The sequence below is a fragment of the Cuniculiplasma divulgatum genome, from assembly GCA_031200235.1.
Classification (GTDB): domain Archaea; phylum Thermoplasmatota; class Thermoplasmata; order Thermoplasmatales; family Thermoplasmataceae; genus UBA509.
On record CP133595.1, the window covers coordinates 705,066 to 731,817 of the forward strand.

Sequence of the window (26,752 nt, forward strand, 5' to 3'; positions counted from 1 at the left end):
ATCAGGGCAACAATACTTCAGCCGTTCCATCCTGGAGCTTAATAACCTTTACAGTGATCTTTGACTGAACATTTTCCCTGCCCCTTTTCCATATATCTTCGTTCACTCTGGAATCTATCCATATCTTTGTTTCCTCAATTCTCGTGTTCTTTGAGACATACGCCCTTATCATGGATATGGCCGTATCCGCTCTTCTGGACCTTGAGGAATCTCTGGTTCCCCTGAGTGGTATATTCATTATGGTTTCACTGGAATATTCATTTTCTACCATTGTTTCACCTACAGTTTAAGATTGCCCCTTCTCCAGTTCCTTCTTCTTGGGTTCGTGGTTACTCTCCTGTCGGTTTTCATCATTACCCAGCCTGGAACTCGCCTGTTTTCCTTTACTTTCTTCATCAGCCTGATCTTTCTTCCAAGTTCCTTGTTTCTGCTCAATGTTATCTCCTCTCTATTCTTGTTTCCCTTTTCTTCTCTGTGAGTTTTGCCAGTATGTCCCTTATGTCACTGTCGGTCAGCAGGCGGTTAATCCTGCCCATTGATGCAAGTTGCACCAGCTGGTTCTCGACGTTCTCAGCAAGGTCTGGTCTCACGAGCCTCACATTCGCCAGCCTCTCTCTCGCGTCCGGAGCAAGTATCTGTCTGAGAATCTGCTGCTTTCTGGCCTTCTCGGCCTCCTGCATTCTCCTCTGTTCTTCAATTTCCTGCTGTTCCTGCGAATTTCTCTGCATTTCCAGCAGTTTTCTTCTTCTCAGTTCCTCAAGCTCATCGTCGCTGTCCATTCCCCATCACTTAAAGATATTTCTCGAGAGATGGATTTGACTGCGCCAGGCTCTTCATAACCTCCTTTGATGCCTTATCAAGGACGGACGAGCCCTGCGGAGAAACCATTCTCCCCTTTCTGTCCTTCTTGACGTAACCCAGTGATTCCAGCTGAAGAAGCATTTTGCGGACTATGAAGCGGCTCCCCTTGGCAGGATGGTAACTGATTGAACCTCTGTCAACCCTTCCTCCGTACTCCTCACTTAGTTTGGATATGCCTATGGGCCCGTTGAGATAAACCTTCCTGAGGGTGGAAGCCAGCCTCTTGTAATACCAGTCCGGGTCTTCCCATGATTTCTCCCTGTGTATTCCTGCCTTGAGATATGAAGCCCATTCAGGTACTTCCACTCTCTTGTCTCCCTTGAACGTTTCTGCCAGATTTTTCAGCAGCATATCTGGCGGCACTTTCTTAACATCTACCATTTAACATCACGAATAAAGGTGCATTTAAAAACTGCTTATAATTCTTTCCTGTTGATGTTTTTGATAACCTCATGGCCGCGGCCACCCATAGGTTTTGGTTTCATGGTGTAAAACTGACCTGCATGTGCAACGAACCGGAAGTCCTGTTTGCCACGTCCTGAAGGCACCCCTCCATGATTTCCCATTCGTTATATATCACCGAACTATGTTAGTCATGATTATGAACATAGAAGAGAATCAGGGTTTTCAGTTCAGTTCCTATTGCATTTCGGCCGATAGCGTGTGGAAGAGCTATGGCCAGCAGGATGCCCTCAAGGGACTGACCCTTCATATCCCCTGTGGCGAGAGGGTTGCACTCATTGGCCCAAATGGCGCCGGGAAATCAACAACACTTAAGCTTCTTGCTGGAATGCTGAAACCGGATGCTGGTTCCTTATCAATAAAGGGTTTTCCTCCAAACAGCTATGATGCAAAGAGATTGATGGGTTATCTTCCCGAGGATGCAAGCCCTTACCTGACCCTTTCTGTCAGGGAGAACCTGGAATATATTGGTGCCATAAGAAACACCCCTGACCTTGCGAATCGAATAGAGTCGCTCATCGATCTGCTGGAACTCAGGGAATATGAAAAGGCCAGGACCTCAAGGCTGTCAAGAGGAAACCGCCAGAAACTGGCCCTGGCACTGTCCATCATACATCATCCTGAAATTGTCCTCATGGATGAACCCCTCAATTATCTTGATATTCCAACGCAGGAGAAAGTTATCAGTTTCCTTACCGGCATGAAAGCAACATTTCTCGTGTCCACACACATAATGTCAATAGCAGAGAGGTTGACAGACAGGTGCCTCATCATATCCCATGGAAACAGAATTTGGGAGGGCAGCATGTCCGAACTCAGAGCTGAAGCAGCCAAGGATACGCCCATTGAATCCATTGTTGCGCGGTTGATGTCAGATGTTCACTAGGGTAATGAAGCTCATCCTGAGGACAAGGTTTTCTGCTTCTTATTTCGCCGTCATAGCGTTTGTGCTCCTGTACTCCCTGATTTCACTGTCAGGAAATGATGCTGGCAGTGGATACCTGTATGGCGACCTTTATTTCACCCTTATAATAGGTGTTTTCTCCACAATATCCATAATTTTTGGCGGAATTTCAGTCACAAAGTCTGACCAGGAATTCCTGCTGGTATCAGCTATCCGGAGAAGGGACCTGGTTCCTGCCCTGTTTACAGCACAGTTCCTTGCGTCGGGCCTCATACTTCTGGCAGCTTCGCTCATAACAATCCTTGGGATTTACAGATATTCCGCCCTCGTGGGAGTTGCCATTCTTGATGTAATCCTGCTTGCCCTGTTCTCGGTTTCTGTTGGCATTGTCCTGACTGACAGGTCACTTTTCCTGAGAATCCCACTTGCAGCTGTGTCCCTGCTCTGGATACTTTCCAGCTATCTTGGCTTCAAATATGGCGCAATCTCTTTCCTGAAGTACGATCCTGTTCTGTCCCTTATTACAATTCTTCCCGTGACCATTGCCAGCATGTTCTTTGCGGTGAGAATCCTTTCAGGGGAGAATCTACCATACCGTGTTTCCGGAATACGGAAACAGTCTATTAATTTCAGGAAAACTTCCAGGTATGAGGGTCTCTCTCCAAACATGGCAATCCTGAAGCTGGGAATAACTCAGATAAGCCTTGCCACCAGGGCAAGCTCAATGGGAAACATAAAGTCCACTGCTAGGAGAATACAGTTTTCCGTTGTTTTCATCATATTCATCGCCATTGCAGTGGGTTATTCCATTTATATGCTGCATTACGCTGTACCTTCGGAGTATATTTCTTTTCCGGGAATCTCCGGAGTCAACCTTGTTACAATGTTTCTTATCATATACCTCGGGTCGACACCGCAGATGATCATGAGTTCAGGTGCCATGGCATATGAAAGGGCCTGGCTATCCTTCATGTCCATGGAACCGGGATCCTACGTCAACATGCTCATTATATCTAAAATGATCCAGGCTGCCATTGCCGGCATTCCAATAGCCATTGCAGGCTTTGCGCTGTATCTTCTTGGGGTGCAGGGCACCCTCATGGTCATTCCTGTTTTCGAGATTGCAAGCCCATTCATGGTGGGAGTGTACCTTTTCATGGCTTTCTCTGTCAGGCCTTACCAGATGAAGGATGAAAATTACATACCGGCAAGGTTCAGCGCCAACCAGTTTCTGATGATCCTGCCAGTAATAGGATTCTACATAATTGCCTTCTCCATAATTTTTATACCCATTTCACTTATTTATCTAAGTGCCCTCATGGCAGTGATTCTTGCGCTCATACTCACAAGGAAAAACTACTGGACAAGGCGTGTAAACAAAATGGTTGAACGTGGATTTATTTAGTTTCTTTGCAGATGATTATGGGGGGCGACGCTTAAAGCGGGCCACAACATCACATCAAGCAGAAACAGCACTTTTAAGCTTTGAAAGTGAATTTTCCATTTCCTGGATCAGTGCGTTCCTGATCTTTATTCTGATCTCGCCATCTGTAGGATCCCAGAGATTGTGGTATCTCCTGATGAACTCCAGAGTCTCATCTGTGATTTCCCCATTCTTAAGTATCCAGTTAATGCCAGACGCCACAACGAGCATTTCTCGATCTTCGGCTAAACGTGATTCCATGGCATTTATCCTTTCCTGTGCCATGGATACGGAATCAATCACCTTCTGTGCTTCCTGCCTCATCTGTCCAACAGACATCTCCAGATTGACCACCCGTGAACTGAGACTGTCCATTTCCTCTTTCAGCCTGGATTTCTGGTTTTCCAGCAGATTTATTTCGGATGACAATGATGCGGCTTCCAGATCATGGCTCTTCCTGTTTTCAACCCATTCCAGAAAGTCCCTGAAAACGTAATCTGATAGACCCCCTGAAACTTCACCCTGCGGTACCTTCTCAGAACTGGATGAGAATCTTGCCTCCACTTCCTTCAATTCAGAAATGATGCGGATAAGGTCTTCCCTGCTGATGCCATTGGATGCGAGATATTCAATATATTCATCATAGATTCCGTGTTTTTCATTACCCTGATCCGGCTTAACGGCTTCCTTTCCTTTGATTCCGGAATCAACTGCAACAGCCTCCTTCAGTATACGGTTCACTGTGGATACGGATATCCCGTTTTCCCTGGCAAGTTGTGCCCTTGAAATATTCCCGGCAGAATATCTTTCAATAATGCCCCTCCTCATTTCTGGGGAAACCCTTCCCGCCATTTCTTTCATTATGATAATTCCATCATGGAGATAACACCTTCTGAACCTCTGAACCACTTTCCAAACATATCCCCGGAATTCGATGCAGAATCTCTTTTTTCCTAATTTTCCGTAATTGATTCGTCCTTTGCTACTTTCTCACGGGTTTTCCGTCATCATCCAACATGTGCAACAATGCTCAGAAAATTCATGATGATTTCTGCATGACCTTTGATTTAATGGTAGAGAAATTTTATCGATGTTTTTGTTTGTGGCCAGCCGCTATTCCATCTGGTGGAGTGAGTTTCAATCTCGTGTCAAGCGCTGGGAGGGAGATTTGAACTCCCGATCTACAAAGAGAACAGGTTTTCCAGACCTGCGCCCTACCAGGCTAGGCTATCCCAGCTTGCTTACCCCCTACCAGTGACTTATTTCAACTGCCCATCCCTAAAGGAGTGGACTTGCTGCTGTCTTCCCCCATGCCCGCAGGCATGGTTTCATCGAACCGCAACATTGGCTGGTTGACATTCCCGCACCAGGGGAAGGAGGCTATTCATTATCCCTTTCGGGCATCGCTCCACAGCCTGATTCCAGCAGAGGGCTTGAGGCATTTATCCATTCTCCTCACGGAGAACATGCCGCTGGAATCAATGTGTTCTTGCGAACATTCAGTCCAGCTTAACCGTCTTACTCTTCGTGAGAGTGCCTTACCATTCCAGGTGTGGACAGAATGGAATGCCACTCTCAATTATATTATTTCCGTTAATGGGGACCCGTGTATCTCCATGCTAAAGCATGAGGGTTTTACTGCTTCCATCAAACTCCTAACGGTATCATAATTTTAAGGCAGCATTGCTTGTATAGAATTAAAAAAATCAAAATTTAAACGATTTCCCATTGCCATGATACACCGTAAATGCCTTCATCTGTATGGAATATGATATGTTATACTGAATTGTATTATTATGCAGAGAGCAGAATTCAAACTGGGTCAACGTTTTCCTACCGGTATATCCATTCTCCTCAAGAGTAATGGAGAATAGTTACTTAATGTGCTCAAACACCGGAACGGACAGGGTTTTTGATATCCCCTTCATTCCCTTGAGGTTTTCCAGCACAAGGTCGGAGAGTTCTTTCATGTTGCGTGCAACAGCAAGTACGATTATGTCCCAGTTTCCCGCTATTATGGATGCAGAAATCACGTTGTCCAGCTTTGCAATCTGTTCAACCAGTTCTCTATGATTCACTGGAGACCTGAAGTCAAATTCTATGAGAATATATGACATGATGCTGTAACCAAGCTTATCATAGTCCATATCCAGCGTGTATCTTTTAATGAAACCTTCCCTTCGTAACTTCTCCATTCTCTCAAAAACAGTTGCGCGCGGAATATCAAGTTTGGATGATATTTCTGAGATTTTGTCTCTACCATTCTCCTTAAGGTGGTTTAAAATCAGAAGATCTTTAGCATCTAATTTTCCTTGCATGATCAATAAAATACTATTACTACTTAAAGTCATCTTTACAAAAGATCAATATATATCAAAAAAAATTCACACATCGTTATTTTATTTCTTAAAATTCTCACGGTAAATTATAGCATTTTGCTCAATTATATAAATATTGTTCATATTCTATCCCAAAGCTGGTAAACGAATTAGAAAATTCACCGGATTACATAAAATCATAATTTAAGTGAAAAAATACATACTGATGACAAATGCCAGTCAATATCCCTCACTGGGTTGGTCATTGGCTGATAGTTGAATGAAAAATACCATCTATCATATCTTACGCAAAATATTCTGGTTTTGCAACTTATTTTGAGTTGTTTACAATGTTCATTACTACGAAGAGACTCAGCAGATTGAGCGCCAGTGTTGACAGGTAGAAAGCCACAGAATGTGAAAAAGTTATTCCCAGAGAAATATATGAAATCACTGTGGAAACAAGTGTCGGGAGGGAAATCAGTAATGCAGTTATGGCAAAGAGGATCACAAGCTCAGTGTTTCCGCCAAAGGAATAGAAGTTAACAGTGGTGGCTCCCCTGGGAACCTTCCTCATGAGCCGCCGGAGGTTATACAGGGAGCTGTATATGTATGCAATTACAAGATTAACGGGAAAGAGGAAGAAGATTACAGGGTTTCCTCTGGCCTTCATAAGAAACAGCACCGATATTGGCGCAACTATTGCTGCAAAGACCGCTGCACCAACGTATTCCTTAGAGTAGATGATATCCATGAGCCTGACTGGAAGTGCCTGGAGTACACTGATGCCGTTTCCTTCCGATATTATGAGCACTATGGAATAGAAGGCTGATGAAACTATCACTATTGCAAGCATAGAATAATAAATTGAAATTGAGCCGAAGGTAACATCTGATGAATAGAAGAATATGGAGAGAAGTGTAGGAAGAACCAGGAATACTGGTATGAGCATCATCAGAAAATTCTGGGACTTTCTGAAAATATTCCGCACATCCTTCCTGAATATTGTGATATAGAATCCAGACTTTGATTCGTGCAACTTCTTCTGAGATATGTCTGCGGTGTTATAGGACACCGTCTCGGTCTGTGTCACCCTGCTGAATGTGCGCATGTTGACCGTAAGGAAGAGAAAAAGTGCCATCAGGGCGTAGATAAACGACGCAGCCATGCCGTAATAGACATATGAGGATGGCTGTGCTGCGGGGAATATTATATAGGCCGAATTCAAAAGCGGCACAAACAGGTACGAAAGATGACCCCTGATTGAAGGCAGCACCGGGATCTCCTGTGGAATCTGTATGGCAATTTCAAAAAGAATGAAGAATGCTATGAACCCTGTAACCCTCAGAATTGTAGAAATGGACCCGCTCCTGAGACCACGCTTTCTCTCCACACTTCCAGACAGAATATATATCATGGCGCTTCCGGCCGTGTAACCAAGCCCAAGCATGATGAAAGCCCACAATACTCCGGTAAAGGCTGAAAGAATGTTTCCTGTGATATAGATGTATGCCCAGAGTATTGGAACTATTACAAAGAGGCTTGAGGAACCTGTGAACACGAACCATGAAAGAGGAAGGACCTGGTGGCCGATCCTTGTGGGAAGGGGCTTAAGCGGCTCAAAAAGCCTGTAAGTGCGAACGATGTTTGTGAACATTATGAAGCTGTACAGGCTTATGATGAATATGTAGGCATAAAGAAGAAGAGAAAGCGTCTGCAGATGATCCACAGGATCTGGAAGCCTTATCTGCGTATACGTCAGGAATGAGGAGAATGCAATCATTGAAATTGCAGTTACGGCGTAGGTGATGAATATAAGGCGCTCAATGTACCTGGCGCCCTGTGTTGCAGACCTGCCCGTTTTCTCCTGGAATTTTGGAGAATCCTTGAGTGCAAGATATCTCTGCTCGGCAACTATTCGCCTGCTCAGTTCAAATATGTCGTGATTCACGAGGACATCGTCTCTCTCAGCGATTTTATGACTGGCCCCAGATCGCCTTCACCGGTAACATTCAGGAAAATATCTTCAAGTTTTGATGTCCCGGACCTTTCTCTCAGTTCTTCCAGAGTTCCAGTATCCACAATCTTTCCTCTGTAGATTATTGACATCCTTGTGCACACCGTCTCCGCTACCTCAAGAACGTGGGTTGAGAATATTATGGTCTTGCCTCTTGCTGCATAGTCATTAAGCAGGTTCTTCAATATCTTGGCAGACCTCGGGTCAAGTCCATTCATGCCTTCATCGAGGATTATGATCTCGGGATCGTGTATTAGTGCCGCCATTATTGCCACCTTCTGCTTTGTGCCAAATGAAAGCGATCCGATGAAAGTGTTCATTTTATCCATTATCTCCAATGCGCTGGCGAAACTCTCTATACGCCTTGCCAGAGTTTCGTGATCAATTTTCCTGACCGATCCTATGAAATTCAGAAATTCCGTTGGTGTCAGGGATTCATACAGTACAGGGGTTTCCGGAACGTATCCTGTTATGCGCTTGACCTCCAGGCTGTCCCTGGAAACGTCCAGTCCTGAAACCCTTACATAACCGGATGTGTAGTCAAGTATGGAGCATATGATCCGCAAAAGTGTTGTTTTGCCAGAACCGTTCGGACCGAGCAGGCCAAATATTTCTCCCGGACTTATCTCCATGTCTACACCGTCAAGAGCCCTTGTTTCGCCGTAGTTCTTGACGAGATTATGAATCACTATGGAGGGTGGGCTCATGAGAATGCTAATGGGCTCCCCATAATATATCTATTCATCGAGTTGCCGAAATGGTATTTCTCTGGTATGGTGTTGAAACTGGCATCACCCATTGCAGCAATGTGCAGCATTCATTTGAAAATCAGCACGTTCTGATTCACCATTTTTCTGGACTCCGATAACATGTGATGCCGAAAAACCCTGCAGTGGCATTTCATTGAGAGCTCATGGGCCATCAGATGATGGAAATGTGGAACACGATGTGAAATATCTGGCCCACAAGAAATGAGCCAAACGCAGCAAGAAGGGCCAGTGCAGCTGATTTAACTGCTTCCTTTCTCACGCTCATGTTCATTGAAATGGCAACGATTGAGTTGGATATTGCCTGGGAAAATCCCACAAGGATCACTGAGAGTATGAGTGCGTAAAGAACAGGGAGGAAGAGAAATGGTATTATTGGTATTGCAGCGCCAAGAATATAGAACATTCCAGTGTTTACAGCTGCCCTCCTGCTTTCGTTCCTGTATTTCTGCACCTTTGAGTCGTCATTCTCCTGATTGTTAAGTATTGCATTCCTTCGCATCTGTGATATCTTGAACTGTGTTTCGGAATTCGTTGCAAGATATGCACCCACGCTCATGCTCATGGCGCCACTCACACCCACTATGAGGCCGCCCATGGCAACGTATGTGTGATCAGAAATTATGGCTGTTAGGCCGGCCAGTGCTGCGAGAACTTCCACCAGACCGTCGCTTATGCCGTATATAACATTCCTGTTCCGTTCCAGCTGCTCCTTGCTCTGGTCCAGAGTGTAGCTGAATACATCCTCGTGCTCAACCTCGTCGTCAATTATCTTCTCAAGGCCAGCCTTGAATTCCGGATCATCAGCCGCAAGTGGGCCGGCTTTCCTGTAGGAGGCAACAGTCTCAACTTCGCCATGCTCCATTATCTTGGCTGTCAGTCCAGTTCCCAGGATCCAGTGAAGGAAAAGCAGTAACGAGACCCTGAAACTCCTTGGACCCAGATTGTCAACATTCTCTCCGTTTCGTTCAAGATATGCCTTCCAGAATTCAGAATGCTCCTTTTCTATGGCCGAGAGCCTTTCCAGCGACTGCTTGAGCCATGGATCCTTTATGCGCTTTGAGAGCCTGAGATAGAAATCCATATCTGTAAGTTCATCCCTGTAGAAATCACGGGTCCTGATGATCTTCTCAGATATGTCCATCTTCCCCACAGTGAAATAAGAGATAAATATGCTTTCATATTTTATTTTTAATACGAAATACGTATAATACATCCGTTTTTCTTTCAACAAGATATATATTATTGGCAAATATAAGTAACTGAGAACCATGATGAAAGATATGGAAAAAACTGAAAAATTGAACGGCATATCAATAAAGGTGACTCCACCCGGGCCAAAGGCCAGGAAGATTATCCAGGATGATGAGAAATACATGGTAACCAGCACAAAATCCCTCCCCATAGTTGCAGAAAGGGGTGAAGGGGCCTTCATCCAGGATGTTGACGGCAATGTGTACCTGGACTTTTCCACGGGCATAAGCGTCACAAATCTCGGGCACGTGAATCCACATGTGACAGAGGCCGTTGAGAAACAGCTCCACAAGCTCTGGCACTTTGCAGGCACTGACTTTTACTACAAGATTCAGGTGGATGCTGCCAGAGCACTGGAGAGTGTGGCTCCCGGCAGTTTCCAGAAGAAAGTGTTCTTCACAAACAGCGGAACTGAAAGCACTGAGGCAGCTATCAAGATTGCCAAGGCACATACTGGAAAACAGCAGTTCATAGGCTTCATTGGCGGATTCCATGGAAGGTCCCAGGGTGCACTGTCATTCACAGCGTCCAGGGCCATCCACCACAAGGGCTTTTTCCCCTCCATGCCTGGAGTTGAGCATGCACCTTACCCCAACCCATACAGGAACCCTTTCAACATAGATGGTTACGAGGAACCGGACGAACTGGAAGATCGCGTCATAGACTTCATCGACAGGTACATGCTTCGCACCTACCTCCCGCGGGAGAACCTTGCAGGATTCCTTGTGGAACCAATCCAGGGAGAGGGCGGCTACATTGTGCCACCAAAGAACTTCCACAGGAAGCTGAGGAAACTGGCCGACGAAAACAATGCAGTTGTCATAATGGATGAGGTTCAGACGGGAATGGGCAGAACCGGCAAATTCTTTGCATCGGAGCACTTCGGAGTCGAGCCTGAAATCATAGGGCTTGCAAAGGCCATTGCAAACGGTGTTCCCATGGGTGCAATTATTGTAAAGGATTCACTGGATTTCCCGGAAGCCGGGCTGCACTCAAACACATTCGGCGGAAACCTTCTTGCCAGTGCTGCAGCAGTTGCGGTAATTGACACCATAAAAACCGAGAACCTTCTGGAAAATGCCACAAAGCAGGGAGATTACTTCAAGAAGCGCCTGCTTGAACTTCAGGAAAAACATGATGTCATTGGAGATGTGAGAGGCATAGGGCTCATGCTTGCCGTGGACTTCGTGAAGGACAGGAAGACAAAGGAACCGGCAACCAAATACAGGGACACGGTTGAACTCAAGGCACTTGAGAACGGCCTCATTGTACTGGCTGCAGGACTGAGCGCCATAAGGCTGATCCCTGCCCTGAACATAACAAGGGATCAGATAGACATGGGCGTTGAGGCTCTTGAAAAGGCCATTGTGGCCTCCCACTAAATTTCCTGATTCATATAGTCTATGAGTTTTGTGAGGGGCATACCCTCAGCCCATTTTAAAATGAAATTTCCATTTCTTGTTTCGCCCACATCCGGGATTATCTCATACAGGTGGCGTATTCGACCTTGGGGACTGGCAGGAATGGTGAATATACGCCATGGATCTCCACCAACACTTTTCAGCCTGTAGGCATAAACAACGAAGAGGCCTGCCCTCTGGCACAGATCCCTGAGGCGGGTGGCCTGGTCCTGCCTTTGCCCGGAAGCCTCCGTGAACATTATGGTGTCATTCACCGATGACTTCACCTCTATTATCATTGAATAATCATGCCTGAGCGCAATCAGGTCAGCACCAAGGGAACCCGCCGAACGCGTCACAAAGAAGGGCCGCGATATTATTGATCTCAGGGCCTCCTGCGAAACAGGATCCAGGCGCTTGATCAACCTCGATATAACGTTCTCGTTCCCGGATAGTATTCCGGACAGTTCCCTTTCGTAGATGCTGCCGTTCAAGAGATCGGGTGCTATTTCTCAGAGGTAATATAAGCTTGGTGTCCTGACGGGCGTAATTAGTTCCATGTAAAATATTTGGACCATGTATATGGTATATATAGATATTGTCCAATGTATTTAGTATTTGAATTAGATAAATATGTAACCCAGGGCTGGCTACCTGGGAACAAAATGTTAGATGATCCTTATGAAAATCTGGATAGCAAGAAACTGAGTTTTTTCCACTGGAAGAGCCTGATTACCACTGGAATGGGAGTCTTCACCGATGGATATGATCTTTCATCCATTGGCATAGTCCTTCCTCTTGTGCTTGTATCATTCGGGATCAAAAGCCTGACTGGAATAGAATCCTCCCTTCTGGCTGGATCGGCATTAATTGGTGCCGTGGCAGGTGCGCTGATTTTCGGCATCCTTTCAAATGGAGGGCGGAAGCGTTTCTATGGCCTTGATGTCACCATAATGGCTGTTGCCGCTGTCCTTCAGATATTTGCCGCCAATCCCCTTGAGCTCATACTCATCAGGACTGTTCTGGGAATTGGAGTGGGAGCAGATTATGTGCTCTCACCCATGATAATGGGAGAACACGCAAACTCAAGAGATCGTGGTAAAATAATTGCCCTTGGGTTCGGGCTGCTCTGGGGTTTCGGTGCAACGGTTGCAGCTGTGGTATACCTGGGCCTTCATGGAGTTGTGTCGGATTCCATTCTCTGGAGGATTGTGCTGGCAGCAGGATCAATTCCAGCAGTTGCTGTCATATACCTCAGGAGAAAAATGCCTGAAACGGCCAGATATCTTGGCAGAATTAAGGGGGACAGGGATGGGGCGGCAGAAGTCATCCATGAGATAAGCGGCAGGAGTGTTGATCCCAGCACAATAGTCAGGGACAGCAACGGCCTCAGGTACTATCTCAGGAAGCAGTGGAAGGTATTTCTGTCTGCTTCAGTTTTATGGTTCCTCTTCGACATGGTTGCCTATTCCGGCATTCTATTCGGGCCAAGCCTCATAGCCGGAAGCCTTGGGCTTAACTCTGGTGACTTCCAGCTTCTCATGGAGGGACTTTTTGTGGTCCCGGGTGGTCTCATCGCCCTGTCGCTCATAGATAAGAGAGGAAGAAAACCCCTGCAGATTGCCGGATTCATTGGCATGGCTGCGGCCCTGGTATCTTTTGGAATGTACAAACATTTGGCCGGAGTACTGGCAGTGCCAGCAATTGCACTTGTGCTCTATGGCTCCCAGAACCTGTTCCAGCAGGCAGGTCCCGGATCAGTTTCAGCTTCGGGAATGCTTGGCATTGAACTGGCCCCCACAAAGATCAGGGGAACCATACAGGCACTGACTGTTGCCTCCGGAAGGATGGGCGCCACTGTATCCACTTTCATATTCCCATATCTCTTCGGTGTCTATGGCGAATCATTTGCTGTGTATTTCCTTGGTTCCATTGCCCTTGTTGCCTCCATAGTAACGCTGGTGGGAATCCCTGAGACAGCCAGAAAAGGCCTGGAGAAGTCCTCAGGCGAAACACTGCAGGTTCCGGAAATAGCTCAGAAGGCTGCAGAAGCAGGTGGAGGACAATGATACTCCTGACAAATGACGATGGTATATTCAGCCCTGGTATCAGGTCCCTGTGGAAATCCCTGAGGAATGAAGGGATTGATGTTGTGGTTGTTGCACCATCCCAGGAAAGGAGTGGATCCGGAATGTCAATTAGCCTGTCTGAGCCTGTTGACTACGTCAGGTTCAGTCTTGATGGAGGCCTGGCATATTCTGTCAGAGGTACGCCTGCAGACTGCGTGCTGCTTTCCCTGAATATATTATTCCCAGGTCAGATAGACGCGGTTGTTAGCGGTACAAATGCCGGAATCAATGCAGGCTATGGAATCATCTTTAACAGCGGGACCATGTCTGCTGCACTGCTGGCCTCCATGATGGGTGTACCCTCATTCGCATTTTCACAGCATGTCACTGCCGAGAACCGTTCCAGTCCTGAGATTTATGAAAATGGATCTGCAATTGCAGCCTGGATGGTTTCTGAATTCCTGAATTCCAGAATTCGCAACAGTGGAATGATCAACGTCAATTTTCCGGAGAATGTTCATAAAAACACAGGAATTGTGGAGGTGCCATTCTCCAAGCGCCCTCTGTACAGAAGGAAACTTGTTTTCAATCACAGGACAGCCGAAACTGGTTCCTTCAGGATCGTGCCTGTCCAGGAAAAACCTGAGGCCTGCGGCCATATGGATGATATCTCAGTGGTCCTCCATTCCGGCCTTATATCGGTGACCAGGATTTCTGTGGAAACGGATCCTGCCCTGAAACCAGAAAACGAAATTCTTTCCATGGCAGATCCGCAAAATCCTGATGAATGAACCCATATATTTCAGCTCTGCAATTTCATGAATATTCAGATTCCGGGATATCTGGAGAATATTTCACCTGCGGCCAGGGCACTGCCCCTGTCCACCCTCTTCCCCATCTCCTCCAAAGAAGATTCTATTGCGTTGAGGGCTGTTATAATATGAGCGGGCTGAACCCATCCCATGTGCCCCACCCTGAAGTATCTGTCCCGCACAGAGGGATGCACCCCTGCGCCGAACTCCACTCCTTTCTTCATGCATCTCTGCAGGAAATCGGCTATGTTTATGCCATCAACCATAACGCCGCTGACAGTATTGCTTCTCAGCTTCTCTGACGCCAGGATTTCAAGGCCAAGATGACTGATTCCGGCCCTGAATGCCTGGGAGCATATCTCGTGGCGCCTGACCCTGGCCTCCATGGTCTCTGACCTGATGAGATCCATGCTCTTCTGTATCGAGAATACAGTGCCTATGGGAGGAGTTGCGAAATATCCCCCGCCCCCTGCAAGAAACTTATTCATTATATCTGACCAGTTCCTGAGATCGGCGAAATAACCGCTTATGGACTCACCCTTCAGCTTCTCCATTGCTGATGGCGATGCCACAAGCAGACCGGCTCCTGCCTGGGCACCCAGTGCCTTCTGGCTTGCCGTGAGACATACGTCTATGCCCCACTGCGCCGCTTTCATGGTCTCTCCGCCTATGCTTGCGACTCCATCAACAATCACCAGATCCACATGGTTCCTGACTGCCTTTGCAACTGATTCCACATCAAGCCTCACCCCTGTGCTTGTCTCAACCTGGGTCATTGCAACGGCGAAGTACCTGCCTGAGGATACCTCGTGCTCAATCTCCCCAGTGGAGACTGCCTTCCCGGCTTCAGCCCTCAGCACCTTCAGGATCAAAGGATATCTTGACATTATTGCCTCCCAGCGGTCCCCGAATACTCCATTGCTCACCACAAGTATGCGGGAGCCGCGAGGTATGAAGGACATAACGCTCTCCATTGCAACTGTTCCGCTGCCGGGAAGAATGAAAGGTGTGTAAGAACTGTCCGATCCGGTAACATACCTGAAGCCCTCAAGGGAGTTCTTCATGGCACTGTTGAACTCAGGTGATGCAAAACCAATATTTGGCTGGACAGCGGCCGACAGAACATCATAGTTGCCAATGGATGGCCCCACGTGCATCAATATTCTTGAAGTCATGGATATTCATGCCGCAATGGCATAAAACTGTTGCACAACCGCTTAATAATGACAGAATGAGAGTGCCTTTTTTCACCAGTGCCGGCAGTGACCGCAAAATTATTGTTTTGTCCGGGAGTATGGTGTTTATGTCCGAAATGGTGTACTATCCACCAGACTCCCAATCAACAAATATAATGAGGCTGGCCAGAAAACACGGATTGCAGACACTTGATAATCTCTATGACCGTGCAGATGCTGATCCAGAATGGTTCTGGCCTGCGGTTATTGAGGATTGCAACATCACCTTCAGGAAGCCCTATGGTAGTGTGATGGATGCCAGCGGTGGAAAACCCTGGACAAAATGGTTCACCGGAGGGCACATAAACATCGCCCATAACTGCGTGGAAAAATTTGGTGATTCTGACAGGCCTGCGGTGAAGTATGAAACCGAGGACGGCAGATCCGGATCAATGAGCTTCAGGGAACTTAACAGGGTTACCGGCAAGCTTGGAGGTTTTCTTCGGGAAGCTGGCATTGCCAGGGGCGACAGGGTTGGCATATACATGCCGCCATCACTGGAAGGGGTTGTTGCCCTCTATTCTGTCCTCAGAATCGGCGCTGTTGCCGTGCCTGTATTTTCAGGATATGGTATTGAGGCGGTAAAGACCAGGATTCAGGATTCAGGCGCAAAGGCACTGTTTTCATTCGCATTCTATTCCAGGAAGGGAAAGACCGTGGACATGCAGTCCACAGTTCATTCCATGCCAGATATAATGCACATAGTCAAGGATGCTAAATCACCTGACGTCTTTGATTTCTGGAAGAGCGTTGATTCAGGAAAGTATGTTGAATCGGCCGACACTGGGTCCGAGGACCCGGCCATAATGCTTTACACCTCCGGCACAACGGGAAAACCCAAGGGAACTGTGCATGTCCATGGCGGGAGCTTTGTAAACATCGTGAAGGAGGTGAAATATTATATGGACATGGGGCCGGAGGATACCCTCTTCTGGATATCCGACCTTGGATGGATGATGGGCCCATGGTCAATTCTTGGCGCCAATGCACTTGGCGGATCAATCTTCGTTTATGACGGGGCTGTTGATTATCCTGACATCAGGAGGCTCTGGAGGATAATTTCATCCCATGGGATCACGCTTCTTGGCCTTTCCCCAACACTTGTGAGGTCCCTGAAATCCAGGAATGCTGCATTTCCCATGCCATCCGTGCGGGTCTTCGGATCCACCGGGGAGCCCTGGGACGAGGAATCATGGCTGTGGCTATTCAGGGAGATTGGGTCAGGTAAAACCCCCATAGCGAATATATCAGGAGGAACCGACATAATCGGATGCTTCCTGGCATCCACTCCTGCCATACCACTCATGCCAAGGTGCCTGTACCGTGGACTGGGCATGAATACTTCCGTGATGAGCGAGGATGGCATGGATGTGGTGGATCAGGTCGGCTACCTTGTTTCAAAGAGCCACTGCCCTTCCATGACCAGGGGAATATGGGGACAGCCGGAGAAATATCTGGAAACCTACTGGTCCCAGTTCAAGGACGTATGGGTTCAGGGGGACTGGGCAATGAGGGACCGCAACGGTTACTATTTCCTGTTCGGAAGGTCAGACGATGTCATCAAGGTGTCCGGGAAAAGGCTCGGGCCCAACGAGATTGAGAATGCAGTAATGGAGGTGCCGGGAGTCGTGGAATCTGCGGTCATAGGAGTGCCTGATGCCCTGAAGGGGGAAGCCGTTGTCATATTCTACACTGGCGAGAACAGCGACGCAACCATGGAAGCAATCAGGACGAAGGTGGAGGAGAGCATGGGAAAGTCATTTCTTCCCAGGTTCACCATATGGCTTCCGCAGCTTCCCAAGACCAGGAACGGCAAGATAGTGAGGAGGGTCGTGAAAAGAGCTTTCCTTGGCCAGGATCCTGGAGATGTTAGCAATCTTGAGGATACGGCCATAATGGATTACATAAAGGAGGTTGGCAGGATCAGGGACAGGCCCGATGATTTCCAGGGGATGTCCAGATGAAGACAGGAGAATTTGAGGCCAGATTGCTTTCCGATGGCTATTTCACCCTTGACCCCGGAGCATATTTCGGCATAGTGCCAAGGCCAATATGGAGCAAAACTTTCAGGGAAACACCCAGCGGGAGAGTGAAGCTGGCACTGAACGTTGTACTTCTCCAGGGGAAGGATTATTCGGCTCTCATAGACAGCGGCATCGGTTTTCCGGAAAGCCAGAAGATGCGTACTATCTATGAAATAGAAAAAACCAGTGATATTGTACCGCAGATCACTGACATCATGAATCCTGATGACATAAGATTCATCATACATTCCCACCTGCACTTTGACCACAGCGGACACAGCCTGGACGGGATGCCTGGAAAACGTGTCTTCAGGAATGCCTCCCTTGTTGCCCAGGACCTTGAGTTCAGGGCATACAGCAGGCCCAACGAGTTCACAAGAAGCAGCTACATCCGCAATACCGCGCAGATGAACAGGGCCAGCAGGATCAGGCTGGACGGATCAGTGAGGTTCAAGAACGATATCAGGGTCATCAGGACTGGCGGGCACACGGCCGGGCACCAGGTCATCATTGCCGGAAGCGGAACCCACCAGATCATGTATTTCGGTGACCTCATACCTTCGGCCTTTCACGTGAAGATCCCCTATGTAACTGCCATAGACAGCTTTCCCATGGAAACTGTCAGGATGAAGAGGAAACTCATTGAAAGGGCCATTCGTGAAAAATGCGTATGCATCTTCAACCATGATCCTGAAACGCCTGCCGGAATAATATCAGGAGACCTGCAGAATCCCAAGGTTGAGAAGGTATTCCTGGAATGATCTCAGATACTGAATTCCTCCCTCTCTGAGAGGATCATATCCATGGCAAGCTCCGCTATGTCTGTGGCGTACAGGCCAATCCTTACGATTTCCTCGGATGAGGGCACAACGATTGCCACCATTTCGCCTCCCTGAAGTGACCGGAGGATCTCGTCCTTCCTTGCCGTTACGGAGGTTTTCTTCCCTATTATGGGATCCAGGGAATCGAATTTCTTTGCATAGAAAGCATCAACCGCCTCATTGTACATCTGGCCTGATTCCCTGAGGAACTCCACTATTGATTCGGATTCCTTTCCACTGTGTTCCGGTACGGTTTTCCAGAGCTTGCACAGGTTCACAGCATGATCCGCTATCCTTTCAAGAATGCGGGAGAATATGAGGTAAAAGACACTGTTGGATTCATCGCTCTCGCCGCTCTTCACCTCCCTGTAAACATAGAGCTGATACCTGTCAACATCATCATCGCGGTTGATTACGCTGTCCAGCAGGGCTGAATCTGAACCGGAAATGCCGTTTATTGTATCCTCTATCATTGTCTGCACATTCAGCGACATGCGCCTCACGGCATTTGGAAGAGGAAATGACTTGGAATCAAGCACATTCTGGAGCACCACAGACCTTGAGGACTCGTCGAATATCTCCACACCCATCACCAGCCGGGAGAACCGGGATATTGCATCCACCATCCCTGCGTCCATGTATTTCGGGCTTTTTATGGTGAGAGTGTCAAAGCCCGCTATGTAAAGGGAAGTCAGGACACGCTGGAAATATTCCGGGTTTGGCTTTCCAGTCACTGTGAGTATGCGCGCATTCTCCTTGGGCCTTGCCTGGGAATGCGTTACAGTCAGAACACCCTGGGAATCATCAATTATCACTTCACTGCCCTTGCTGATCCGGGCTTCCTTAACCCATTTGGATGGAAGCGATATTATGAAAGTGGAGCCTCCGGTAAGCTGTACTCGTCTGGTATATGTTGCCATCTATTTAGAAATTCACACACATATATATTGCTTCCGATGGTTTCAATATTATTTATAAAGGCTGAGTATATCTATATGAATGATAACGAATATCAGAACATGCGCCTCTTTATCGCCCCATTGATCTTCTGCTTCAGATCTTCGTTGATCTCCTCAATCCCGTGCTGGTTTTTTGCATGTTCCACGATCTGTGGAATCAGATCTTCCGCCTTCTTTGATGACACTTCATACTGGCAATCCATGCCTATATCCCTGCATCTGAATCGATAACTTGCCATTCCCATCGCATTTAACATTCCGTTCAGGTAATATTAATGTTTCCAGTGATCAAATGCAAGGATGATTTCGTATCTCCAGTCTGTATTTCGAATGGCACCAGAAAAATATCATGAGGAACTGTCCCCATGGGCATGATCAAGCCCTGCCCACTGGCAGGATCATGACTGGGGTGGAGGCTGGTTTCTCCTCTGCTGGCTGTATCTCATGCTGTTTCCTATGCTGCGGCCTATGAATACGCCAACTGCAAATATGAGCTCAAAGTATATGAGGTAAGTGAGCAGATATGTTGGCACAAAGCCCTCAAAGAGATCTATCTCTGGATCATGCACAGGCCCTCCCATGGGCCCACTGTAAACAACTGTTCCATTTGTTTCCGTGTAACTGACGTTGTATTTGTAAATCCCTGAGGGAAGATCTGTGGTGTTGTAATAATACCTGTAAGTTGTTATGCCTGAGGAGTTTGTTATGGAAGCAGCCAGTATATGATTTGCAGTATAGCCGGAAGTTGCAATGTGAAGCACCACGCTTGACAGATTGACGTTTGTTGATGAGTTCTGGGTTATTGTAATGGTGTAGTGGAAATCATCAGCAACAGAGCCATAGGGAGTCACGTTTCCCAGAACCTGGATTCCATTTGGAAACGTGGTCGCAAATGTTGGGTGTGAGGAGTATTCTATGTTGGCAACGATGGCAGAAGAAAGCATTGCAGCTATGATAAACACCACAACGCTTCCCAGGAACCTGGGTTTAAGCTTGTAGAGCTTGGTGAAATGGAAGCTGAAGAATGTTACAACAGGAACAAGGAAGATTATCTCCCCGTAGACATATACCGAAAGAACAACGATTATTGCAGATGTCAGGATCGCTATGCCAAGACCCGTGAACCTGTTGTTCTTTTCAAGCCAATTTCTGATATCAGACAATAGAACAGTAAATGTACCTTACTATATTGATTTATCCGAACCTGACCTGAATTCTCTGCCTGAAGCATAACAGGCACAGGGCGTGCCCAATGGTATTTACACCGCCATATAGCCTGCCTTTGTAAGCAGGAACATGTGCCTGAAAGCGGGGACCGTCAACAGGCTTAATCCAGTGGAACACTGCAGTCCCATGAGGAAGCTGCTGTCACGCTGCCAGTACAGAGTTGAGAGGCCACAAGGCAGGGAAAAGTGCTGCAAACAGTTGTAAGAATGGTGATTGCTGTTACTTTCCCGGTAAATTGAGGGTCCATCATTACGAAAGCCATACCGGCCATTGCTGCCTGTGTTTGCCCTGTGCAGCCTGACCAGCTGAGCTGCAGATTATTCTTTTGAGTAATTCAACCACAGTGAATTTTAATAAACCGGTAATAATCTCTCCCCGTCATGCTGCCGTCCATTGAGGAACTCAGGAAGATGCGTAAGAACCTAGGGATCAGCCAGAAAGAGCTGGCCAGGATAAGTGGCGTGAGCCAGTCATATATTGCAAGGCTTGAAAAGGGCAGCATAAATCCCACATATGACAAGGTCAGGAAGATTTTTGACTACCTCAACAGGACCGGGCAGAAGGCAACAACCATTGACATAACTGCCGAGAAAATAATGACGGCACCGGTCATAACGTGCTCTCCCACCGATTCAATAATAACTGCACTTAATGTCATGAGGGAGAAGGGCTTTTCACAGCTTCCTGTTGCAACACTTGACAGGAAGGTTGTTGGAACCGTGTCGGAATCGGATATCAATGATCTCCTGCTGAAGGGCAATACAATAGATTCCCTGAAAACACTGGTTGTCAGGAAGGTCATGGGCCCAACGCTACCGCAGCTTGATCGCTCATCACCCATATCCATGATCTACCCACTGCTGAAGTATTCAAGCGCAGTGCTCATAATGGAGAACGGTGAACTGAAAGGTATTGTCACAAAGGCGGATATACTTAAGGCCGTTGAGGAATATGCCTGAGATAGTCAAAATAATTCTTGACATAGTATACGCCTTCATCCTGTTCATTCCGGCATTTGTGGCCAACCCTGCTGCAGTGATCACCGGAGGACACTATCCGATGGATGCTGGGAAGAACTTCCCCGATGGGAAGCGAATCCTTGGGGACGGGAAGACCTGGACTGGATACTTCGGGGGATCACTTGCCGGTGTGATCATTGGCTTCATACTTGCCGGCATTTTCTACATATCTGGCTTCGCTGGGTCTCTGCCCTACGGCAGGACATTCAGTGAGATACTGGTGGTACTTCTGGCAATGTCCTTTGGATCGCTCACGGGTGATGTTGCCGGATCCTTCATAAAGAGGAGGATTGGCATACAGAGGGGCGGCAAGGGTGCCCTCCTGGATCAGTGGCCATTCGTGCTGATGTCTTTCCTCTTTCTGTTCATATTTGCCAGGCCGTTCTTCATGAGCTACTACGGGAACATAATAGGAGCTGTGGCAATTCTGGTCATAACGCCCCCCTTACACAGAGGGGTGAACATAATAGGCTTTGCAATGAAAAAGAAGGATGTCCCATGGTAGATGAAGTGAAGATGGTTATAGCCGTAAGGAAGGATCTTGACCTTGGCAAGGGAAAGATAGCAGCACAGGTGGCACATGCTGCCGTTGCCTGTGCACTGAAGGCTGAGAAGAAAGAGAAGAAGATTTTCAGGAAGTGGATGGAGGGGGGGCAGAAGAAGATCGTGGTGAGGCTGGCCAATCAGCAGGAGCTTCTTGAGTTAAAGTCCCGGGCGGATTCAGAGGGCATAATAACCGAGGCCATATTTGACGCAGGCCACACCCAGGTTGATCCCGGGACCCTGACATGCGTGGGCATAGGACCCGCTGAGTCCAGCGCCCTTGACCCCATAACCGGATCTTTCAAGCTGCTGTGAATCATCACAGCAGCGACAGCGCGTTATCCATATCATCAATCAGATCCTGTGAATCCTCAATGCCGCATGAAAACCTCACCAGCCCGTCTTCGATTCCCATGGCTTTCCTTTCATGGGGCGGTATTGAGGAATGGCTTGTCTCAACGGGAAGGGTTACAAGGCTCTCAACACCTCCCAGGCTTGCTGCCACGGCAGGCACCTTCAGTGAAGCCATGAATTTCCTTGCACCATTGAGGCCTCCGACGACCTCAAATGATACCATGCCGCCATATCCCCTGAGCACTTTCCTGGCTATTGCATGGTAGGGCGATTCCTCAAGCCCGGGATAATGCACACGGACCACCTTTCTGTGCTGGCTCAGGAACCCTGCAAGATCCATGGCCACCCTGTTCTGTTTCTCAACCCGGAGTCCAACTGTCTTCATTCCCCTTGATGCAAGATAAGACTGCAGCGGATCCGGCACTGGGCCGGTGGTTCTCCTCACTGCCTGTATCCTGTGGAATATATCCTTGTTGTCTGTGCCTGCCAGTCCCAGAGTAACATCACTGTGCCCCGAAATGTACTTGGTTCCGCTGTGCAGAACCACTGATGCGCCGAATTCAGAGGGGTTCTGGTTGTACGGGGAGGCAAATGTCGCATCCACAAGGAGCGGAATGCCGTTCTCCCTGCAGAACCTGCCGATTCTATCCAGATCAGCAACCTTCAGTGTTGGGTTTATTATGGATTCCAGGTACAGCAGTGCGTGACTTTCTGGCTTGAATGAAAGTGAGTTGGCCTGATCCAGGCTTATGAAATCGCATCCAATGCCAAATTTCTGGAGGTATGAGGAGAAGAATGAGTGTGTCTGGCCGTACAGTTCATTTATGGAAAGTATCCTGTCACCCCTGCTGCACAGGCCGAACACCGCAGAGCTGATGGCCGCCATTCCCGATGAGAAAGCAAGCCCGTATTTCACGTTGTCAAGAGATGCATACTTGGATTCCAGTGCCTGTGTTGTGGGATTGCCCCATCGTGTGTACAGGAAGGGCTCGCCCCTGCTGATGTCCATATACGGGTCTGCGCTCCTGTTTGGCGACATGAATGTTGCTGTCTCGAATATTGGAGTGACAACATTTCCAAAACGTTCGTCCATAATCTCACCGGCATGCACTGCCCTTGTGTTGAAACCATCCCCATGATCCATGGTCTGGTCATGCCTGCCCGTTCTTAAGGCATGTTGTTAATGTCATCAGAGTTTTGTCTCATAGCTTTCAGGCTTCCTTTCGGATCTCATGATCATGCCGACTCTGGAAACCAGGAAAGACATGGATATCCCTATGACAAGGATTGGCAGCCACACAAGCAGGGGGTCATATGAGAACCTGGAGAGGAGGCCGGTGCCCAGTACCGGTGCCATGGGGGCAATGAGACCAAGAAGCAGCTGGAATGCACCAAAATACTGGCCCCGTTTCTCCGCCGGCGATATCTTTCCAATGAGGCTGTACGTGACAGGTGACATCACGTTTTCACCAATGGTAAGAAAAATGACGTCGGCAATGAGAAACGGAAAACCCGAGAAGAATGCCAGGACAAAGAAACCCATGGAATATATGGCGCCGCCCAGGGCGATCCTGTTGAAATCCCTCATCCTTGCCAGCACCCAGTTCACTGGCATCTGGAGAAACACCACTGCCAGGCCGTTCACTGAATAGAGTATGCCGATCATGTAGTTTGGCACCCTGTCTATGTTGGTCCAGAAAAGCGTCAGGGTTGTGCCCCACTGTCCTGCCACGAACCACATGGACGCCACCAGGAGACTCAGGATCACAAACTTAGTGTCCCTCCAGGGAAATTCGAAATTTCCTGTCCTCACTAAAAAATCCGTCTTGGTCTCCGACACATAACGGATGTAGAGAAGCCACTCCCCGGCAGTGAGCACGGCTGGGAAAAGGAAGACATAGAAATAGCTGATCTGGGACAGGAAACCTCCCAGTGCAGGGCCTACTGAGAAACCGAGGTTTCCGGCAATCCTCACCATGCTGAAGGCATCAGTCCTCTGCTTCTCTTCCGTGGTGTCTGTTATTACAACATTATCCAGTATCCCCTGAATGCTTGTGAACGGCTCAACCAGCAGAAATGCTGAATAGATGAAATACAGAGATGAATGGAAGTATATGGAGAATGCCATGAAGAGAAGAAGCGCCATAATTATGGGAGGAAGCCACACTGCTGCCATTCTTCTTCCCAGCCGGTCTATGAGATTTCCGCCGTAGATTGAGAACGGAAGGCTGAGAAGTGCAGTACCGAAAAAAAGCAAGCCTATCTGGATATAAGGGACATGCCGTATAACTGAAAGGTACACCGGTATGAATATCCAGGACTGGGATCGCCCAAGAATCCTGATGAGCTGGGCCATGGATATTGCAGAGACATGCCTGTTGCTCAACAGCGCCCCGCCTGGAATCTTTAAGCGCATAGAATTTTTTTCCGGACTCTGCTGCCATATTGAGCGTGCATATATGTTTTTGTTGCAGCATCCAATCATTACTTCAATATAGATCAAACAGTTCACTCTGTGAATGTTTGTAGCTCTTGAAGGCATTGACGGCTCAGGCAAGACAACGGTATCGTCAAGGCTCAGGGATAAGCTTGAAAGTGATGGCATAAGTGTTTTCCTCACCCATGAACCTACATTCAGCGTTGACAGTATTTCCGGGAAGCTTGTGTCGCAGAGGGATCCGGAAAGCGCCCTGAAACTCTTCTTCATGTTCACCGAGGACAGGTACAGGCACCAGGCCGAGATATCTGAGAAGCTTGATCAGGGCTACCTGGTGCTGTGCGACAGGTACATCTACTCATCCTTCGCCTATCAGGGACCACTTATTGAAGGAATTTTCGGCACTCCGGAAAGGGTTGTTACATGGATGTCGGAAGTTTCAGAAATCATAAAGGTAAGACCTGACATCAATGTTTACCTTGACATAAGTGCAGACACAGCAATAAAGAGAATATGGAGCCGGCGCAGCATAACAGGCTTTGAGGATCTCCAGTACCTTGACAGGGTAAGGTCCTATTATACCGGTGTGCTGAGGAAACACCTCATTACCATTAACGGCGAAGACCAGCTGGACAGGGTGGTTGACGAAATATATGGCCTCATCAGGCCGTAGTCACAATGACCTCATCTGAAAGTATAAGAAGAGTGTGCTCCGCCTGGGATATGAAAGATCCCTTGTGCTCTTTCAGGACTGCGAATTCACTCACTTCCTTTGCTTTCATCATCCTGTGAAGGTAGTCTGAGTAGTCCGGCATTATCTTTGCCACCCATCTCTCCGCGAATGGGACCGTGTTGAAATTCTGGTACAGAGGCTCATCCTTCCTGACCTTTGTTCCGCTGAGTATGTAAATGTGCCCGCCCGGGCCATTGTGAATCATGCCTATGCCCGTGCTGGCAAATGGCTCAATGGCAATGGCCATATCCGCATGGAATGTCTCGCCATTTCCGTCATCATAATTTGGGATGAATATCTCAGAGTGCAGATCGTATCTGTTGAGGCCGTGCCCACCAAGATTTCTTATGGGTTTGAATCCGTGTGATGTGATTACCCTGCCGATTTCCTGTCCTATGGACCTGATCTGGGCTCCAGGTCTGACCTTCTTTATGGCTGCATTGAGGGCCTCCCTGGTGGCATCAATGAGATCACTGTGCTGGCCGGATTCTCCAACTTCCACAGTGGCAGCATTATCCGAGAGGTAACCGTCCACCGATGCCCCCACATCTATCTTCACCACATCTCCGGTGGCAAATTTCCTTTTGTCGCCCACATATGGTGAATAATGTGCGGCCTCGTTGTTTATGGACAGATTTACGGGAAATGACGGAACCGCCCCCTGTTCCCTGATGAAGCCTTCAATTTTTTCTGCAACATCCAGAAGCAGAGCACCGGGTGTTGCCAGGCTCTTTCCAAGTTCCAGCGCATTCCTGCCTATGACGCCTGCTTCAAGATATTTTTTCTTAACTTCCTGATCCAAAATAATCACCTATTTTATTACCGCAAGACAAATATGCGGCTTTCTCTCCCAGCTTTAGCGGGAAGCTCCGAAATTCAGAGTTTGCTGGCAGAATATCCATGAGCGTTAACTCCCATAAGCCAAAAGGTGGTCACATGCTTCACGATGAGTCCGCTAATTTTTCGCAGGCAGACGTATGTAAAGCAATATGTAAATCCCATCCCTCTCATTTCCTCTTACCACAGATAAATGAATATATTGAGAGCAATCATAAAACTTCGCTTTCTTAGCCACCATATCCTGCAAAAATAGACTTCCCGCTCACATCCGTT

General features: G+C 47.7%; 28 protein-coding genes and 1 tRNA gene. 11 read left to right on the plus strand and 18 right to left on the minus strand.

Features of this window, described 5'->3' with window-relative positions:
- Position 1: 1 nt before the first annotated feature.
- Genes RE469_03825 through RE469_03840 form a run of 4 tightly spaced genes read right to left on the minus strand, consistent with a single transcriptional unit; the run spans position 2 to position 1,242 of the window.
- Positions 2 to 271, minus strand: a complete 270-nt coding sequence (locus tag RE469_03825) for a 50S ribosomal protein L31e (GenBank protein ID WMT45327.1) — start codon at positions 269 to 271, stop codon at positions 2 to 4.
- An 8-nt stretch (positions 272 to 279) separates the two neighbouring features.
- Positions 280 to 435, minus strand: coding sequence for a 50S ribosomal protein L39e (locus tag RE469_03830; GenBank protein ID WMT45328.1), 156 nt, complete (start codon positions 433 to 435; stop codon positions 280 to 282).
- A 2-nt stretch (positions 436 to 437) separates the two neighbouring features.
- Positions 438 to 779, minus strand: coding sequence for a DNA-binding protein (locus RE469_03835; protein ID WMT45329.1), 342 nt, complete (start codon positions 777 to 779; stop codon positions 438 to 440).
- A 10-nt stretch (positions 780 to 789) separates the two neighbouring features.
- On the minus strand, positions 790 to 1,242 hold the full coding sequence (locus RE469_03840) for a 30S ribosomal protein S19e (protein WMT45330.1): 453 nt from the start codon (positions 1,240 to 1,242) through the stop codon (positions 790 to 792).
- Positions 1,243 to 1,462: 220 nt separating this feature from the next.
- Between RE469_03840 and RE469_03845 the strand changes: the two genes are divergently transcribed.
- Together RE469_03845 and RE469_03850 are read left to right on the plus strand one after the other, a co-directional pair.
- Entirely contained in the window at positions 1,463 to 2,209 is a 747-nt protein-coding gene (locus RE469_03845; GenBank protein ID WMT45331.1) for an ABC transporter ATP-binding protein, read from the plus strand.
- Entirely contained in the window at positions 2,199 to 3,632 is a 1,434-nt protein-coding gene (locus RE469_03850) for a hypothetical protein (protein WMT45332.1), read from the plus strand. The genes RE469_03845 and RE469_03850 overlap by 11 nt, the downstream gene beginning before the upstream one ends.
- 54 nt (positions 3,633 to 3,686) lie before the next feature.
- Here RE469_03850 and RE469_03855 read toward each other — a convergent pair whose 3' ends face one another.
- From RE469_03855 to RE469_03880, 6 genes are all read right to left on the minus strand, one after another.
- Positions 3,687 to 4,511 carry a helix-turn-helix domain-containing protein gene (locus tag RE469_03855; GenBank protein WMT45333.1) on the minus strand — a complete coding sequence of 275 codons (825 nt, stop codon included), beginning with the start codon at positions 4,509 to 4,511 and terminating at the stop codon, positions 3,687 to 3,689.
- Positions 4,512 to 4,803: 292 nt separating this feature from the next.
- Positions 4,804 to 4,887: transfer RNA gene (locus tag RE469_03860), tRNA-Ser, on the minus strand.
- Positions 4,888 to 5,524: 637 nt separating this feature from the next.
- Complete coding sequence (locus tag RE469_03865) at positions 5,525 to 5,968, minus strand: Lrp/AsnC family transcriptional regulator (GenBank protein ID WMT45334.1); 444 nt, start codon at positions 5,966 to 5,968, stop codon at positions 5,525 to 5,527.
- Between the two features lie 331 nt (positions 5,969 to 6,299).
- Entirely contained in the window at positions 6,300 to 7,919 is a 1,620-nt protein-coding gene (locus tag RE469_03870; protein WMT45335.1) for a hypothetical protein, read from the minus strand.
- The gene (locus RE469_03875; protein WMT45336.1) at positions 7,916 to 8,692 is read right to left on the minus strand and encodes an ABC transporter ATP-binding protein; all 777 of its coding nucleotides are present in this window, start codon (positions 8,690 to 8,692) and stop codon (positions 7,916 to 7,918) included. Before RE469_03875 ends, RE469_03870 begins: the two co-directional genes overlap by 4 nt.
- Positions 8,693 to 8,906: 214 nt before the next feature.
- Entirely contained in the window at positions 8,907 to 9,896 is a 990-nt protein-coding gene (locus RE469_03880) for a VIT1/CCC1 family protein (protein ID WMT45337.1), read from the minus strand.
- A gap of 139 nt (positions 9,897 to 10,035) precedes the next feature.
- Here RE469_03880 and RE469_03885 point away from each other — a divergent pair, with 139 nt between their 5' ends.
- Entirely contained in the window at positions 10,036 to 11,388 is a 1,353-nt protein-coding gene (locus RE469_03885) for an acetyl ornithine aminotransferase family protein (protein WMT45338.1), read from the plus strand.
- On the opposite strand, the gene RE469_03890 is transcribed toward RE469_03885, so the two are convergent.
- Entirely contained in the window at positions 11,385 to 11,900 is a 516-nt protein-coding gene (locus RE469_03890) for a hypothetical protein (protein ID WMT45339.1), read from the minus strand. The two genes, RE469_03885 and RE469_03890, sit on opposite strands and share 4 nt — an antisense overlap.
- Before the next feature lie 171 nt (positions 11,901 to 12,071).
- Between RE469_03890 and RE469_03895 the strand changes: the two genes are divergently transcribed.
- Positions 12,072 to 13,475 carry an MFS transporter gene (locus RE469_03895; protein WMT45340.1) on the plus strand — a complete coding sequence of 468 codons (1,404 nt, stop codon included), beginning with the start codon at positions 12,072 to 12,074 and terminating at the stop codon, positions 13,473 to 13,475.
- The gene (surE, locus tag RE469_03900) at positions 13,472 to 14,266 is read left to right on the plus strand and encodes a 5'/3'-nucleotidase SurE (protein WMT45341.1); all 795 of its coding nucleotides are present in this window, start codon (positions 13,472 to 13,474) and stop codon (positions 14,264 to 14,266) included. Before RE469_03895 ends, surE begins: the two co-directional genes overlap by 4 nt.
- 35 nt (positions 14,267 to 14,301) lie before the next feature.
- Here the strand turns inward: surE and RE469_03905 are convergent, their stop codons facing one another.
- On the minus strand, positions 14,302 to 15,462 hold the full coding sequence (locus RE469_03905) for an alanine--glyoxylate aminotransferase family protein (GenBank protein WMT45342.1): 1,161 nt from the start codon (positions 15,460 to 15,462) through the stop codon (positions 14,302 to 14,304).
- 128 nt (positions 15,463 to 15,590) lie between these two features.
- On the opposite strand from RE469_03905, the gene RE469_03910 reads away from it, so the two are divergent.
- Positions 15,591 to 17,486, plus strand: a complete 1,896-nt coding sequence (locus RE469_03910) for an AMP-binding protein (GenBank protein WMT45343.1) — start codon at positions 15,591 to 15,593, stop codon at positions 17,484 to 17,486.
- Positions 17,483 to 18,307: an MBL fold metallo-hydrolase gene (locus RE469_03915; GenBank protein WMT45344.1), complete on the plus strand. Its 825-nt coding sequence runs from the start codon at positions 17,483 to 17,485 to the stop codon at positions 18,305 to 18,307. The genes RE469_03910 and RE469_03915 overlap by 4 nt, the downstream gene beginning before the upstream one ends.
- Positions 18,308 to 18,309: 2 nt before the next feature.
- Here RE469_03915 and RE469_03920 read toward each other — a convergent pair whose 3' ends face one another.
- From RE469_03920 to RE469_03930, 3 genes are all read right to left on the minus strand, one after another.
- A complete protein-coding gene (locus RE469_03920; protein ID WMT45345.1) occupies positions 18,310 to 19,287 on the minus strand; it encodes a PhoU domain-containing protein in 978 nt (325 codons plus the stop codon).
- A 92-nt stretch (positions 19,288 to 19,379) separates the two neighbouring features.
- A complete protein-coding gene (locus tag RE469_03925; GenBank protein ID WMT45346.1) occupies positions 19,380 to 19,571 on the minus strand; it encodes a DUF1059 domain-containing protein in 192 nt (63 codons plus the stop codon).
- A gap of 153 nt (positions 19,572 to 19,724) precedes the next feature.
- On the minus strand, positions 19,725 to 20,489 hold the full coding sequence (locus tag RE469_03930) for a hypothetical protein (GenBank protein WMT45347.1): 765 nt from the start codon (positions 20,487 to 20,489) through the stop codon (positions 19,725 to 19,727).
- A gap of 444 nt (positions 20,490 to 20,933) precedes the next feature.
- On the opposite strand from RE469_03930, the gene RE469_03935 reads away from it, so the two are divergent.
- From RE469_03935 to pth2, 3 genes are read left to right on the plus strand one after another with little or no spacing between them, the layout of a single operon-like run.
- A complete protein-coding gene (locus RE469_03935) occupies positions 20,934 to 21,512 on the plus strand; it encodes a CBS domain-containing protein (GenBank protein WMT45348.1) in 579 nt (192 codons plus the stop codon).
- On the plus strand, positions 21,505 to 22,077 hold the full coding sequence (locus RE469_03940) for a CDP-2,3-bis-(O-geranylgeranyl)-sn-glycerol synthase (GenBank protein ID WMT45349.1): 573 nt from the start codon (positions 21,505 to 21,507) through the stop codon (positions 22,075 to 22,077). Before RE469_03935 ends, RE469_03940 begins: the two co-directional genes overlap by 8 nt.
- The gene (gene pth2, locus RE469_03945; protein ID WMT45350.1) at positions 22,071 to 22,430 is read left to right on the plus strand and encodes a peptidyl-tRNA hydrolase Pth2; all 360 of its coding nucleotides are present in this window, start codon (positions 22,071 to 22,073) and stop codon (positions 22,428 to 22,430) included. The genes RE469_03940 and pth2 overlap by 7 nt, the downstream gene beginning before the upstream one ends.
- A 4-nt stretch (positions 22,431 to 22,434) precedes the next feature.
- On the opposite strand, the gene RE469_03950 is transcribed toward pth2, so the two are convergent.
- Both RE469_03950 and RE469_03955 read right to left on the minus strand, forming a co-directional pair.
- On the minus strand, positions 22,435 to 23,613 hold the full coding sequence (locus RE469_03950) for a PLP-dependent transferase (GenBank protein ID WMT45351.1): 1,179 nt from the start codon (positions 23,611 to 23,613) through the stop codon (positions 22,435 to 22,437).
- A 45-nt stretch (positions 23,614 to 23,658) separates the two neighbouring features.
- Positions 23,659 to 24,855, minus strand: coding sequence for an MFS transporter (locus tag RE469_03955; protein WMT45352.1), 1,197 nt, complete (start codon positions 24,853 to 24,855; stop codon positions 23,659 to 23,661).
- Between the two features lie 133 nt (positions 24,856 to 24,988).
- On the opposite strand from RE469_03955, the gene tmk reads away from it, so the two are divergent.
- Positions 24,989 to 25,579 (plus strand): dTMP kinase, encoded by a 591-nt coding sequence (gene tmk, locus RE469_03960; GenBank protein ID WMT45353.1) that lies wholly within the window; start codon positions 24,989 to 24,991, stop codon positions 25,577 to 25,579.
- On the opposite strand, the gene map is transcribed toward tmk, so the two are convergent.
- Positions 25,569 to 26,450, minus strand: a complete 882-nt coding sequence (gene map, locus RE469_03965; GenBank protein WMT45354.1) for a type II methionyl aminopeptidase — start codon at positions 26,448 to 26,450, stop codon at positions 25,569 to 25,571. The genes tmk and map overlap by 11 nt on opposite strands.
- Positions 26,451 to 26,752: the final 302 nt, after the last annotated feature.

Bases quoted from the DNA above. Each gene is read 5' to 3' on its own strand.
- RE469_03855 (WMT45333.1), bottom strand. From the start codon at position 4,511: ATGAAAGAAATGGCGGGAAGGGTTTCCCCAGAAATGAGGAGGGGCATT.
- RE469_03935 (WMT45348.1), top strand. From the start codon at position 20,934: ATGCTGCCGTCCATTGAGGAACTCAGGAAGATGCGTAAGAACCTAGGG.
- RE469_03950 (WMT45351.1), bottom strand. From the start codon at position 23,613: ATGGATCATGGGGATGGTTTCAACACAAGGGCAGTGCATGCCGGTGAG.
- RE469_03910 (WMT45343.1), top strand. From the start codon at position 15,591: ATGTCCGAAATGGTGTACTATCCACCAGACTCCCAATCAACAAATATA.
- RE469_03920 (WMT45345.1), bottom strand. From the start codon at position 19,287: ATGGCAACATATACCAGACGAGTACAGCTTACCGGAGGCTCCACTTTC.
- RE469_03845 (WMT45331.1), top strand. From the start codon at position 1,463: ATGAACATAGAAGAGAATCAGGGTTTTCAGTTCAGTTCCTATTGCATT.
- RE469_03925 (WMT45346.1), bottom strand. From the start codon at position 19,571: ATGGGAATGGCAAGTTATCGATTCAGATGCAGGGATATAGGCATGGAT.
- RE469_03885 (WMT45338.1), top strand. From the start codon at position 10,036: ATGGAAAAAACTGAAAAATTGAACGGCATATCAATAAAGGTGACTCCA.
- RE469_03915 (WMT45344.1), top strand. From the start codon at position 17,483: ATGAAGACAGGAGAATTTGAGGCCAGATTGCTTTCCGATGGCTATTTC.
- RE469_03865 (WMT45334.1), bottom strand. From the start codon at position 5,968: ATGCAAGGAAAATTAGATGCTAAAGATCTTCTGATTTTAAACCACCTT.
- tmk (WMT45353.1), top strand. From the start codon at position 24,989: ATGTTTGTAGCTCTTGAAGGCATTGACGGCTCAGGCAAGACAACGGTA.
- pth2 (WMT45350.1), top strand. From the start codon at position 22,071: ATGGTAGATGAAGTGAAGATGGTTATAGCCGTAAGGAAGGATCTTGAC.
- RE469_03850 (WMT45332.1), top strand. From the start codon at position 2,199: ATGTTCACTAGGGTAATGAAGCTCATCCTGAGGACAAGGTTTTCTGCT.
- RE469_03895 (WMT45340.1), top strand. From the start codon at position 12,072: ATGTTAGATGATCCTTATGAAAATCTGGATAGCAAGAAACTGAGTTTT.
- RE469_03880 (WMT45337.1), bottom strand. From the start codon at position 9,896: ATGGACATATCTGAGAAGATCATCAGGACCCGTGATTTCTACAGGGAT.
- RE469_03825 (WMT45327.1), bottom strand. From the start codon at position 271: ATGGTAGAAAATGAATATTCCAGTGAAACCATAATGAATATACCACTC.
- RE469_03940 (WMT45349.1), top strand. From the start codon at position 21,505: ATGCCTGAGATAGTCAAAATAATTCTTGACATAGTATACGCCTTCATC.
- RE469_03875 (WMT45336.1), bottom strand. From the start codon at position 8,692: ATGAGCCCACCCTCCATAGTGATTCATAATCTCGTCAAGAACTACGGC.
- RE469_03905 (WMT45342.1), bottom strand. From the start codon at position 15,462: ATGACTTCAAGAATATTGATGCACGTGGGGCCATCCATTGGCAACTAT.
- surE (WMT45341.1), top strand. From the start codon at position 13,472: ATGATACTCCTGACAAATGACGATGGTATATTCAGCCCTGGTATCAGG.
- RE469_03835 (WMT45329.1), bottom strand. From the start codon at position 779: ATGGACAGCGACGATGAGCTTGAGGAACTGAGAAGAAGAAAACTGCTG.
- RE469_03840 (WMT45330.1), bottom strand. From the start codon at position 1,242: ATGGTAGATGTTAAGAAAGTGCCGCCAGATATGCTGCTGAAAAATCTG.